General features: G+C 40.9%; 14 protein-coding genes. 2 read left to right on the top strand and 12 right to left on the bottom strand.

Annotated elements, in window-relative coordinates; all coding sequences use genetic code 11:
* Window positions 1–209: 209 nt before the first annotated feature.
* Window positions 210–464 carry a helix-hairpin-helix domain-containing protein gene (locus FET73_RS07370; protein WP_154223304.1) on the top strand — a complete coding sequence of 85 codons (255 nt, stop codon included), beginning with the start codon at window positions 210–212 and terminating at the stop codon, window positions 462–464.
* A gap of 46 nt (window positions 465–510) precedes the next feature.
* Here FET73_RS07370 and FET73_RS07365 read toward each other — a convergent pair whose 3' ends face one another.
* The 6 genes from FET73_RS07365 to FET73_RS07340 are packed head-to-tail and all read right to left on the bottom strand — an operon-like array spanning window position 511 to window position 6,054.
* Complete coding sequence (locus FET73_RS07365; RefSeq protein WP_154223303.1) at window positions 511–882, bottom strand: Z-ring associated ZapG family protein; 372 nt, start codon at window positions 880–882, stop codon at window positions 511–513.
* On the bottom strand, window positions 879–1,217 hold the full coding sequence (locus tag FET73_RS07360; RefSeq protein ID WP_154223302.1) for a DUF2288 family protein: 339 nt from the start codon (window positions 1,215–1,217) through the stop codon (window positions 879–881). The genes FET73_RS07365 and FET73_RS07360 overlap by 4 nt, the downstream gene beginning before the upstream one ends.
* Before the next feature lie 4 nt (window positions 1,218–1,221).
* Window positions 1,222–2,070: a tetratricopeptide repeat protein gene (locus FET73_RS07355; protein ID WP_154223301.1), complete on the bottom strand. Its 849-nt coding sequence runs from the start codon at window positions 2,068–2,070 to the stop codon at window positions 1,222–1,224.
* Window positions 2,043–3,368, bottom strand: a complete 1,326-nt coding sequence (murD, locus tag FET73_RS07350; protein ID WP_154223300.1) for a UDP-N-acetylmuramoyl-L-alanine--D-glutamate ligase — start codon at window positions 3,366–3,368, stop codon at window positions 2,043–2,045. The genes FET73_RS07355 and murD overlap by 28 nt, the downstream gene beginning before the upstream one ends.
* On the bottom strand, window positions 3,365–4,729 hold the full coding sequence (locus tag FET73_RS07345; protein WP_154223299.1) for a MurL-like N-terminal domain-containing: 1,365 nt from the start codon (window positions 4,727–4,729) through the stop codon (window positions 3,365–3,367). The genes murD and FET73_RS07345 overlap by 4 nt, the downstream gene beginning before the upstream one ends.
* Before the next feature lie 5 nt (window positions 4,730–4,734).
* Complete coding sequence (locus FET73_RS07340) at window positions 4,735–6,054, bottom strand: metallopeptidase TldD-related protein (RefSeq protein WP_154223298.1); 1,320 nt, start codon at window positions 6,052–6,054, stop codon at window positions 4,735–4,737.
* A gap of 14 nt (window positions 6,055–6,068) precedes the next feature.
* Between FET73_RS07340 and yjgA the strand changes: the two genes are divergently transcribed.
* Window positions 6,069–6,614 (top strand): ribosome biogenesis factor YjgA, encoded by a 546-nt coding sequence (gene yjgA / locus FET73_RS07335; protein WP_154223297.1) that lies wholly within the window; start codon window positions 6,069–6,071, stop codon window positions 6,612–6,614.
* 2 nt (window positions 6,615–6,616) lie between these two features.
* Here the strand turns inward: yjgA and recO are convergent, their stop codons facing one another.
* The 6 genes from recO to lepA all read right to left on the bottom strand — a co-directional run bounded on the left by recO (window position 6,617) and on the right by lepA (window position 11,870).
* Window positions 6,617–7,264, bottom strand: a complete 648-nt coding sequence (gene recO, locus FET73_RS07330; RefSeq protein ID WP_154223296.1) for a DNA repair protein RecO — start codon at window positions 7,262–7,264, stop codon at window positions 6,617–6,619.
* Window positions 7,264–8,169 (bottom strand): GTPase Era, encoded by a 906-nt coding sequence (gene era, locus FET73_RS07325; RefSeq protein ID WP_154223295.1) that lies wholly within the window; start codon window positions 8,167–8,169, stop codon window positions 7,264–7,266. Before era ends, recO begins: the two co-directional genes overlap by 1 nt.
* On the bottom strand, window positions 8,162–8,818 hold the full coding sequence (gene rnc / locus FET73_RS07320; protein WP_154223294.1) for a ribonuclease III: 657 nt from the start codon (window positions 8,816–8,818) through the stop codon (window positions 8,162–8,164). The genes era and rnc overlap by 8 nt, the downstream gene beginning before the upstream one ends.
* Window positions 8,819–8,824: 6 nt before the next feature.
* On the bottom strand, window positions 8,825–9,184 hold the full coding sequence (locus tag FET73_RS07315) for a DUF4845 domain-containing protein (protein ID WP_179952164.1): 360 nt from the start codon (window positions 9,182–9,184) through the stop codon (window positions 8,825–8,827).
* Between the two features lie 93 nt (window positions 9,185–9,277).
* Window positions 9,278–10,078: a signal peptidase I gene (gene lepB, locus FET73_RS07310; protein WP_154223292.1), complete on the bottom strand. Its 801-nt coding sequence runs from the start codon at window positions 10,076–10,078 to the stop codon at window positions 9,278–9,280.
* A 10-nt stretch (window positions 10,079–10,088) separates the two neighbouring features.
* Window positions 10,089–11,870, bottom strand: coding sequence for a translation elongation factor 4 (lepA, locus tag FET73_RS07305; protein WP_154223291.1), 1,782 nt, complete (start codon window positions 11,868–11,870; stop codon window positions 10,089–10,091).
* Window positions 11,871–11,948: the final 78 nt, after the last annotated feature.

Raw genomic sequence — 11,948 nt, 5'->3', positions numbered from 1 at the left:
GGGGTGGGTGATTCAAAACGGAATAATTATAGCTAATTTGTCAATAAATTCTTACAAAAGTCTGTAATTTAGACTTTAAAATTACTACTTTATTACCTTTTTGATTGATTTTTCACTATGGCAGGTAAAACAAGCCTTTTCTAAAATGGGCTCCATCGAAACAACATTCGATTAACACATTATCAATTATTTAATAAATGGAGAAAAACATGAACATTTTAAAAAGCTTAATCATCGCTGGCACTTTAATCGCACAAACCGCTTTAGCTGCAGTCAATGTCAACACCGCACCTGCCGAAAAGATAGCAGAAGAACTTAAAGGCATTGGCTTAAAAAAAGCCCAAGCAATAGTAGAGTTCAGAAAAGCCAATGGCAACTTCAAAACAGTAGAATCATTAACTGAAGTCAAAGGCATTGGTTTAAAAACGGTTGAAAAAAACCGCAAAGACATTCTGTTAAAATAATAGAGACACCAAAAGCCCAGTTGGGCTTTTGGTTATTTTCTGTGACTCAGCCGGCCCAAGGATTTGGATTAGTCGGCTGGGTTTTATCTGTTTCCTCGTCAACATCATTTTGAGTCAAATAGCTTAAAGTGACTTCACGGTCTTTGCGGTTCATCAACTGCCTTTGTATTTGCTCTTCAGTCAACAACTCTTTAGCAGAGTCTGACAGGTGTTCAAACACCTCTTTATAACTGTCTGTTAAATGATCAATTAAATCTGCCGTTTTGGCAAAGTGTTGCTCAACATTGTTCTGATAATCATTGAGCTTTTGCTCTACTTCACTGTCTTTTTTTGACGATTGGTTGTTGTGCATAATAAAAAACATCACAACACCCCCAATAGCAAAGCCAACTATACCGGCCAACAACATGTCCATCATTTCGTCTCCTTTTTGTAATTTAATAAATCTGCTTCAGAAACTGTGACTTCTTGTACCAACACCCAAGGTGCCACTGTCACAGCTTTAAAAACAGACTCTTCAGCCAACCAAGCCCGTGCGTGATCATCATTGGCCCTGATTAAGTGACCACAATTCACCCATGCTTGTACTTTTTCAGCATCGTCTTCATTAATGGCAAGTGCTGTTTCTATCACATCCATTGATTCTGCAGCGATCAACACAATGCCCTTAGCAAAAAATTTTTGAAGGTCAATAAAACTGATCACACCCAGTTCTTGCTCAAAATGCTGCTTTGGCGTCAACTCATGACTCATGACTTTACTCCTCGCTCACCGCTTCATAATCACCTTGAGGCGCTTCTCGCCAAGGCTTTCTATTGATATATGCTTGTAATCGCAAAACACCTTCAGCACAAAACTCTGGTGTTTGATTAGATGCCAACTGCATCCACTCTTGAATATTTTTACTGTCTTTCAAATACACACCACAAAACTCTTCAACCACATATGTTTGTAATTTAATGGCTTCATTAAACTCTGATATTTCCGCCAACACAGCCGCTTTTGTATCTAAAAAAGACAGTGGCATCATGCCACCTGGTCCATAAGATCGCTCTAATTCAGAATAAATTCGCCAAGCTTTTTCTCCATTTCTGCATTGCTTTTCTGGCATGGTAGCCAGCATCCAGGCATGGTCATTGAATGCCACCTGAATTTTTCTGCTTTGGGCTGATTCAAATTGTTGATAAGCCGCTTCACAAGATTGATTCAAGTCACTCAGCCCATAAATGTGATAAATTCCCAATCGATAAAACGATTCACCATGACCCATTTCAGCAGCCTTCTCAAACCAAAGCTGTGCAGATTGATAATCCTTATCAAAAAACAACAACATGGCCAATTCAAACATGCCATGAACATTATTTAACTCTGCGGCTTTCTTGAACCACTCTTTTGCTTTTTCCAAGTCAACTTCAAAAGCACCTTCTCCTTTAGCAAAGGCAGTGGCTATAAAATACGCCGATTCCCCGTCACCTTCAGCCACTTTATCCAACAAGACTTGAGGGATGGTTGGCTGAGAATCAGACATGTCTGGCGCTGCTGTTTGAGCCATGAGTTGGCTGCTAGCAAACCATAAAATCAACACATAAAATACTGTTTTATCCATGCCTCAAATTGTACTCCTCTTTGCTGGTAATTAGCAAATGCATCAAAGCTTGGCGCGCCAGGTGACAGCAATATGGTATCGCCCACTTCCGCCCGTTTACAAGCCACTTCAACCGCCTTATCAAGTGACAGTTCAAGAGCGACTTGTTGTTGTGGGATTGCTTGTTGAACCAACTTATAAATTTTTTCACCGTTTTGCCCACTACAAACCACTTGTTTTAACGATTCAGTTTGTTGCACCAAGAAATCGACAAAACACTGCCAGTCTAACCCACGATCAAAACCACCCACCAACAATATGGTTTTATCCCATTTCACTGTATCCAATGCAGCCATAGTTGACTGGGGTGTTGATGAAATGCTGTCGTTAACTGCGATTACACCATTGAATAAACCCACTAGCTGCAGCCTATGTGGTAATGACTTGAATGTTTTGATATGGTTGATACAGGCCATTATGTTCAAACCCAAAACACTGACCACTTGGCAAACCGCAGCGGCATTGAGCAAATTGTGACGCCCTTTGAGCGACCAAGCATGTAAACTAAACAATGCCTTATCTTGATACATTAAACTGTTATTCAGCACATAAAAACTTTGTTCTGAAGCGAAATAACTGACCTGATTGTGATGCGTTGCTATTTGACTTTTTAGGGTTTTTTCATCTTTGGCATTCAGCACGACTTGCTGGGCACTGGCTATGACTCGGCACTTATCTTTGTGGTATTGTGACTCTGAACCATGCCAATCCAAATGTTCACTGTATAAGTTCAGTAACAACCCCACATCAGCTGTTATCTCACCATCGTATGCTTGATAACTGGAGGTTTCTAAAACCACATAATCGCACAGTGTGGTTTGTTCCAATAATGGTACACCAAAATTGCCTGCCAATACCGCATTGAACCCCATACCAGTCAACACATGTGTCAACATCGCAGCGGTGGTGCTTTTGCCTTTTGTGCCAGTGACAGCAATGATTTGGGCACCTGTGGCTCTTCGTTCATTGGCAAACCACAAAGCGGTGGCACTGGTGAATTGAGCCGTACTGTTTTCAACACAATCTTGGTAGGGTGAAATACCAGGAGATTTGACCACAACATCAAATCGTGACAATAAATCAGCCGTGATTTCGTCATGATTGAACTTCACTCCAGATAGACCCGCTTCACTTTGAGGGCACAAAATGGTCAAAGACAAATCTGGCAGCCGCTTTTGCAAATAAGCCAAACTGGCCTTACCTTCCATACCAAAGCCCCAAAGTGCCACTTTTTTGTTTTCCAAATCAACCAACTTCATGACGCAACGAATTCATCAAATATGTTTTGGAAACACCTTTTTTCAGGAATTTGGTGCTTGTTTGAGTGCTCAAACAATAACTTGATATCGTCTATTTCGGAGTGCACAATGTGTTTTGCTAATATTTCAAGCACTTCTAAACCTGACCATTCTGGGTCTGCGATCAATTGATTAAAAGCCCATTGCGACTCTTCCACCTCGCCAACACATTCAAATGGTTTGATGCCCTCCAAGCCTAACAACTCCTGATACAAAGGCAATAAGCCCTTGTCTGACAATAAATTCTTTCCAAAAATACCTTCAAGCGTTGCTCGTGGAATAAAGGGTGCCAATACCAAAAAAACAAAAGCACATTTTGGACATTGACCACACCAATGGCCCAATTGGTTTTGACTGCCCGCCAGATGAAAATTGCGGTTACAACTGGAAAAATGGGGGAAGTATTGTGTCAATTTGGCAAATTGTTTCACTATGGCCAGTTCAGAAAATGGTCTGAGTAATGAAAAGTAAGACAAATTTTTAGTTAAATGATTTTTAATCAGCTCTTGAAAAGCTTGCTCAAATTCAAAGGACTTGGAATACTGGTGGTTAACCCACTGGCCTGATTCAATTTGCACATTACCCACATCAGCCGAACGTTCATTAGAAAAAACAATGGCATCAAAATCGTAGAGTAAGGCAGCCACTGCAGCGACACATGAATTGATGGCTGTTATTGGAATGTGGCCGTTATAAGCGCCGGCATCATTCGAAATTTTTAAGGCTGTATCGACTTGTCTTTTGACTTGTAACAGCTCACAACCTGTTTGTGCTGCGACCTCTTGAATAAATTCAGAATTACCCACCATAAACAAACACAGGTCTTCTTTTTGACGCTTTAAAAACTCTATACTGACCAATGAGTCTTTACCACCACCAATGGCGACCAAAGAACGTGGCCTGAGTGACAATGACTGAAGTGTTTGAGGTGCAATTAATTCAGCCGCTGAACTGTCACTAGGAAATACAATGTGCGACAACCAAGGTAAATCATTTTGATGTGCCAACTCCGCCAAGCCTGACTGCCAAGTTTGGGTTAACCACTGGGCTTGGTCTGGAGCGGGTTTATTGCCTTGAAAGACCAGACTTTCAGCCAGCTGTGTTTTGTAGTAACTGACGCCAACCATCCAGAACAATTGCTCAATGGCTTGATCGATAACAACTTTGCGCTTTGCATACTGTTCAACTAACACTTCACCTTCAAACACTGGAAAGAGAAAGCGCTCACAAAAGTCACCGTATTTTGAGTCTATGTAAAACAGGTCAAGCTGACCATTTACTGGGTCAAATTGCCACGATTTGAATTCAAAAACAGATCCCACAACAATCAATCACCCGCCAAAGTCATTTCTTCAATCAACCATGAACCGGTTGAGGTTTTGCTGCGTGCATCGACATCTTTGCCGACAGCTACCAGGCCTTTGTACATGTCTTTCAAATGACCAGCAATGGTCAATTCATTCACTGGGAATTGGACTTCACCATTTTCGACCCAAAATCCAGAGGCGCCACGGGAATAATCACCTGTTACGGTGTTCACACCCTGCCCCATTAATGAAGTGACGTACAAGCCTTTGCCCATTGTTTTAATTAAATCTGCATCCACATTGGGACTGGCAGATACGTTGAGGTTGTGCGCACCACCGGCATTACCCGTGGTTTCCAAGCCCAATCGGCGAGCAGAATAAACCGACAATAAAAAGCCGCTCAACACCCCGTTATCAATGATGTTCCGTGCCCGAGTCTTGACGCCATTGGCATCAAAGTTTCGGCTAGCAAAACCAGACAACTTGAATGGGTCTTCTGCTAATTGAAACCACTCTGGGAAAATTTGTTCACCCAGGTCATTTTTCAAAAAACTGGCTTCTTGGTACAAAGAACTGCCACTGATGGCCTCCAACATATGTCCTAATAAGGATTTTGCTGATGAAGGATCAAATAATACAGGCACTTTACCCGACTTAACTTTACGGCCTCCGGCCCGTGATAAAGTGCGTTCTGCAGCCATCTGACCAATGGATGCCGCTGATTGCATTTTTTTGATGTCGCGAGTGGCATCCCACCAATACTCTCGCTCCATCACACCATCGGCCTCGGCTATGGCTACCACACTGGCCGCGGCATTACTGCCTCGCTTTTCTCCAAAGAAGCCTTTGGAGTTGGCATAAATGGAGTAACCTGAACCCAATTCCACATTGGATTCATCAACGACCAAATCTTTGTTTTGAGATTGAGCATAATCCATCGCACCTTGGCTGGCAGTCAAAGCCCGCTCAATCAACTCATCTACTGATTCATTTTGTTCAAAATGCAGCTGTAAATCTTTAAAGTCAGTGGCCAACAATTCTTTATCCGCTAGGCCTGCCGCCTCATCCGCTTCAGTCAAATCAGCTATGGCCAAAGCTTTTTCTATGGTCAAAGCAATACTTTCATCATCTACCACGGCAGTAGACGCCGACCCTTTGGCCTGACCTTTATAAACTGTAACAATTAAGGACTTATCTTGGTTGTTTTCTATCGTGTCAACTTCATTTCCACGGCAACTGACAGAAACACCTTCACCTTCTGAATACACCAATTCGGCATCTGATGCACCTTTGCGCTTTACTGTTTCGAGAACTTTTGTGACAATATCGGTTTGAGACATATTGAGATCAACCCATGGTAGATAAAAACAAAGGATTTGAAGAGGACGAGGACATCGAATACCTCAGCAAAACCCAACTTAAAAAACTGGCTCATAGTTTACAAGATTTGGCCAAAGAATTGTCAGAAATGCCAAAAACCCGTCGTGCCAAATTAAATTTGCCTGAAGTGTTACTTGCTGCAATTGAAGAAAGCAAACGCATCACAAGCCACATAGCCAGAAAGCGCCATTTTCAGTATATGGGCAAGGTGTTACTGAAACATGATTATGAAAAGATTCAAGCAGACATTGAAGCGATAGAAAATCAAAACGCCAACTATCAGGTCCGTGACCAAGTAATCAACCTATGGATTGAACATTTTTTAGAAAATGCCACACCTTTGTTTGACGCCCTTTATCAACAATTTGATCATGATGAGGTGGGGGCAATCAGGCAGTTGGTACGTAATTTTGCTAAGAAACCTGACAACGCAGCCACCAAGAAAAAGTTGTTTCAAGCTTTACGCCAACTGGACTTAAAAACCGAGTTGGTTAATCCACTGATGCTTAAATCACAATAAACTTACCAAAGCTCCCTGCTTTTTATTGGCTTTCCCTGGGTGATGTGGTGGATTAATTGCCGCATCAGCCAATTGACGGCCTTTTGATTATAGGTTTTATTTTCAATAAACTGTGCAAATTCACTGGCTTTACACCTTCGCCATTGATGGTCTTCAATCAGGCCATTTTGTGACTCAAATGTAATGAACGTCTCTTCTGATACATTTTGTGGTAAATCCAGTTCATAACCAATCAAACAACACAATCGCCATTCAAATTGACGTAAAGTGTGACTGATATCAGATTCATTAAGCAGTGCATTGAGTGCATCCCGGTAATGTAGATATACATCTTGAAACAAGGATTCATCAATACGTAAAAGCATCACCAATTCGTTGAGGTACAACATTGACACGTGATAGGGGTAAGATACCGATGTAAAAACGCCCGTTTGCTCAGCTTGTGTTAATGTCTTCAGACTTGAACGACCCTGCCAAGAAATACAAGTAGGTAAGAATGGTTGAAGCTGGCCTTTGAACTGAGATTTATTTTTTTTACTGCCTTTGGCCAAAACATGTAGCAGGCCATCAGAATCTGTTAAATAATAAAGAATCTCACTGCTGTCACTGAATGCTTTGCGGTGTAAAAGGTATGCCGAATCAGCATGCATCAGCCAGCAAAATCGTCAGTATAACCCAGGGCTTCAATGGCGCGAATGTCATCAGTCCATGAAGATTTTACTTTGACCCACAGTTTCAAATTCACTTTGGCTTCAATAAAGGCTTCAATTTCATGCCTCGCATTGATACCTATTTGCTTGATGGCATCACCTTGCTTACCGATGATGATGCGCTTTTGGTTGTTTCTTTCCACCCATATCACAGCGTGTATATGATGCACTGGTCCTTTAATTTCATACTGCTCTACCCCAACAGTCACACTGTAGGGCAATTCTTGATGAAATCGCTCCATCATTTGCTCTCGAATTAATTCTGAAATAAAGAATCGAGTAGAACGATCAGAAATCTGCTCATCATCAAATAAGGGTTCACTGACAGGCAAGTGACTGTTTACCACATCTAACAAAGGATTGACCTGTTTATTTTTTAATGCACTGATGTAATGAATGGAATCAAATTGAAATTCATTAACTATTTGTTCAACAAAAGGAATCATTTGTTCCTTATTCTTGACCTTATCAACTTTATTGATAACCAGGATTTTCTTAGCAGAAGACTGCTGAACCACTTTGGCTGCCCTTTTGTCTTCATCATTCCATTTCATGGCTTCAACCAGAAAAAGAACCACATCCACACCAAACGATGAAGATTGCGCCGTTTGATTAAGGTGCTTGTTTAATGCCGTGCCTTTTTGGTTATGAATACCTGGCGTGTCAATAAAGACCATTTGGCTGTCTTTGGTGCTGTGAATAGCCAAGATTTGATGTCTTGTGGTTTGTGGTTTATGAGAAACAATCGACAGCTTTTGTTGTAAGACTTGATTGATTAAAGTAGATTTTCCTACATTAGGACGGCCAATCACGGCAACATAACCTGCTTTATAATTTTTATTCATCTAACAACACCACTAATTTTTCCGCACAGGCTTGCTCGGCTTTTTTCCTGGAACTGGCCTTTGATTGAACCAACAACTTTTTTTCTTCCACCTGACAACTCACTGTGAACTCGATATTATCCTTCACTTCTTCTTCCTTAATCGTTTTATAAACAGGCAATGCCAAACCTTGCTTTTGCAGGACTTCCTGTAAGTGTGACTTGGGATCTTTTTTAATCACAGAGGGATCAATTTTAACCAGCCATGGCTGCATGACTTCTGCAACAAAAGCCTGTGCTTTTGAATAACCCTTGTCTAACAAAACAGCACCAAACACAGCTTCAACAGCATCAGCCAATACAGAACTTTTGTTGACACCACCCGACTTTATCTCACCTTGGCCTAATTTAATCTTAGAACCGAGTTCATAATGGCGTGCGACTTCGGCTAAAGTTTTGCCTTTGACCAGTTGAGATCGTAATCGAGAAAGTTCACCTTCAGAAAGTTGAGGGTATTCATTGTACAGGTGTGTCGATATAACTAAAGAAAGAACAGAGTCACCTAAGAATTCCAGGCGCTCATTGTTATTTTTCCCTACACTGCGGTGAGTCAGTGCCTGGGACAACAGGCCTTCATCATTCCATGTGATGGGTTGTCCCAGTATATTCAAAATAATTTAGAGCGAAACGCGCTCTTCAAATTTCATGATAAAACCCAAGTTAAACAAAAAGTCTTTTTCAACAGTGTATTTAACTTGTAACTCTCGACCATTACCTCGAACCACTTTAAAGTCTTTAGCCGAAACCTGGTCTACATAACTGATATACAGCAATTTACTAATTCGATCTTTGATTTTACCAGGAGAATCATTGGGTGAGGATTCTGCCGCTGCAGTTTCCATTGCTTGTACTACAGACATGTGGTCCATATACACTGGCCCAATTTGCATACCAGCAAATGCAAAGAAGCCAAGAACACCCAGTACAAAAATAAAGCCAAATAAAGTTAAGCCTTGTATTTTTTTTAAAGATTTCATCATTTTAATGTTTTAATTCTATTTAATCAGTGAATAATTATCATGAGATTTCAATCATTTGTCAATTAATCTTCGAGCCAATTATTGAAAGCATTATTTGATTTTACTGCCTATTCGCTTCAATCCTTCAAAAAAGTGTGGAATTCTCCAGTGCATCCAAATAAATTTGGCTTCGCCCACCAGGTTCCTTTCTGGTACCAAGCCCCACACCCGAGAATCAGCTGAATGGTCTCGATTATCACCCATAACAAAATAATGACCCTCAGGTACAGTCATCTTAGTGTTTTTAAATAAGTTATCATAACCGTTGTGGGTTAACATCAAATGAGGCTCTCTGCCTTCGCCCAAAGCTTCCTTTTTCAAGTTCAAGCCTTGTGGTGAAATATCGTCATGAAAACCGTCATAGGATCCCATTGCTTCCTGAGGCACTATTTCACCGTTTAAAAATACATTTTTAGTCCGGCGATCATAAAATACTGTATCACCAGGGATAGCAATAACTCGTTTGATATAGTCTTTACTTTGATCTAACGGGTATCTAAACACGACTACATCCCCCCTTTCTGGGTGACCTGTTTCAATCAAGGTACCATGAGTTACTGGCATTTTCAGCCCATATGAAAACTTATTAACGTAAATAAAATCGCCTGTTAATAAGGTTGGCATCATAGAAGAAGAAGGTATTCTAAAGGGCTCAAAAACAAAAGTTCTGATAACCAGCACGAAAATAAAAACTGGAAAAAAAGAATATCCAAAACCAATTAATGCACCAACAAATCCTTCAGGCGCTTCTGCATCACCTTTAAATTTTAGTTTTGCAATAATCCATCCAACGAATGTAATCGCACTGGCAATAGCTAAAAAAGCTTCAATATCAAAATGTATTTCGTTCATTTTTATTCCCTTAATCTACTTTCAGAACAGCCAAAAAGGCTTCTTGAGGCACTTCAACTCGGCCAATTTGTTTCATTCTTTTCTTGCCTTTCTTTTGTTTTTCTAATAATTTTTTCTTACGTGTTGCATCACCACCGTAACACTTTGCCGTCACATTTTTACGCAACGCTTTAACCGTAGTACGTGCAATAATTTGAGACCCAATAGCAGCTTGAATGGCCACATCAAACATTTGTCTTGGTATCAACTCTTTTAATCGCTCAGTTAAATCACGGCCTCTTCTTTGAGCATTTTCTTTGTGGGTTAATATAGATAAAGCATCCACTCGATCACCATTGATTAACACATCCAATCTGATGAATGGACCGGGTTCATAATGACTGAATTCATACTCAAATGAAGCATAACCTCTACTGACCGACTTCAATCGGTCAAAAAAGTCTAAAACCACTTCACTCAATGGCATATCAAAAGTGAGCTGCACTTGATTACCCAAATACTGCATGTTCTTCTGAATACCTCGCTTTTCAATACACAAACTGATCACAGAACCCACATGATCTTGCGGCAACAAAATATTGGCTGTAATGATGGGCTCACGAATTTCTTGAAACATGACAGGCAAATCTGCTGGATTATCCAACATCACCACATCGCCGTTCTTGTCTAAAAGTTCATAGACAACTGTGGGTGCAGTGGTTACCAAATCAATATCAAATTCACGCTCAATACGCTCTTGGATGACTTCCATGTGTAACATGCCTAAGAAGCCACAACGGTAGCCAAAACCCAACGCAGTTGATGACTCCGGCTCAAACGCTAAGGAAGCATCATTTAAACGCAACTTTTCTAACGCCTCTCTCAAATCTTGATAATCTTCAGCAGAGGTTGGGAACAAACCTGCAAACACTCTTGGCTGAGATTCCATAAACCCTGGCAGCGGTGCCTCAGCTGGTCGTTTAGTCAACGTTATGGTATCGCCAACCGGCGCGCCATGAACATTCTTTATCGATGCAGTCACATAGCCCACTTCACCACATTTCAATATTTTTCCAGGTGTTCTTTTGGGTGTAAAATGCCCCAGACCTTCAACCACTTGCTCAGATTTGAGTGACATGATTTGTATTTTTTCTTTGACATTCAGCTCGCCATTAAATACGCGAACCAAGGACACAACACCCAAATAATTATCAAACCAAGAGTCAATGATTGATGCTTGTAACGGCGCTGTTGGATCTCCTTTTGGCGCGGGGATTAAATCAGCTATCGCCTCTAATACCCCACCAATTCCCAGCCCGGTTTTTGCCGACACTAATAAAGCATCACTGGCATCAATGCCAATCACATCTTCAATTTCTTTTTTGACACGGTCTACATCAGCTGAGGGTAAATCAATTTTATTGATAACAGGAATCACTTCCAGCCCCATTTCTATCGCTGTATAACAGTTAGCCACTGATTGCGCTTCAACACCTTGTGCCGCATCCACAACCAGCAATGCACCTTCGCAAGCTGCCAATGAACGAGACACTTCATAAGAAAAATCTACATGGCCCGGTGTATCAATTAAATTGTATTGGTATGCTTCACCTGATTGAGAGACAAACTTTAAACTCACTGCTTGTGATTTGATGGTAATACCACGTTCACGTTCAATATCCATGCTGTCCAAAACTTGGGCATCCATTTCACGTTCGGACAAACCGCCACAAACCTGTATAAAACGGTCTGCCAATGTTGATTTGCCATGGTCGATGTGGGCAATGATGGAAAAGTTTCGGATATTTTTCATGTTTTTATAATTTTTCAGGTGGCAATAAACGGCAAATCCCGTGGTAAAACACGGGATTTGCGCTTATTTTATACCTTG

This window comes from Marinicella rhabdoformis, from assembly GCF_009671245.1.
In the GTDB taxonomy this organism is placed as follows: Bacteria; Pseudomonadota; Gammaproteobacteria; order Xanthomonadales; family Marinicellaceae; genus Marinicella; species Marinicella rhabdoformis.
Note: the sequence above shows the minus strand (reverse complement) of the source record. Positions and strands in the feature narration are given on the sequence as shown.

Bases quoted from the DNA above. Each gene is read 5' to 3' on its own strand.
- era (WP_154223295.1), bottom strand. From the start codon at position 8,169: ATGAATAAAAATTATAAAGCAGGTTATGTTGCCGTGATTGGCCGTCCT.
- lepB (WP_154223292.1), bottom strand. From the start codon at position 10,078: ATGAACGAAATACATTTTGATATTGAAGCTTTTTTAGCTATTGCCAGT.
- FET73_RS07360 (WP_154223302.1), bottom strand. From the start codon at position 1,217: ATGAGTCATGAGTTGACGCCAAAGCAGCATTTTGAGCAAGAACTGGGT.
- FET73_RS07370 (WP_154223304.1), top strand. From the start codon at position 210: ATGAACATTTTAAAAAGCTTAATCATCGCTGGCACTTTAATCGCACAA.
- murD (WP_154223300.1), bottom strand. From the start codon at position 3,368: ATGAAGTTGGTTGATTTGGAAAACAAAAAAGTGGCACTTTGGGGCTTT.
- recO (WP_154223296.1), bottom strand. From the start codon at position 7,264: ATGCATGCTGATTCGGCATACCTTTTACACCGCAAAGCATTCAGTGAC.
- FET73_RS07355 (WP_154223301.1), bottom strand. From the start codon at position 2,070: ATGGATAAAACAGTATTTTATGTGTTGATTTTATGGTTTGCTAGCAGC.
- FET73_RS07340 (WP_154223298.1), bottom strand. From the start codon at position 6,054: ATGTCTCAAACCGATATTGTCACAAAAGTTCTCGAAACAGTAAAGCGC.
- FET73_RS07315 (WP_179952164.1), bottom strand. From the start codon at position 9,184: ATGAAATCTTTAAAAAAAATACAAGGCTTAACTTTATTTGGCTTTATT.
- lepA (WP_154223291.1), bottom strand. From the start codon at position 11,870: ATGAAAAATATCCGAAACTTTTCCATCATTGCCCACATCGACCATGGC.
- FET73_RS07365 (WP_154223303.1), bottom strand. From the start codon at position 882: ATGATGGACATGTTGTTGGCCGGTATAGTTGGCTTTGCTATTGGGGGT.
- yjgA (WP_154223297.1), top strand. From the start codon at position 6,069: ATGGTAGATAAAAACAAAGGATTTGAAGAGGACGAGGACATCGAATAC.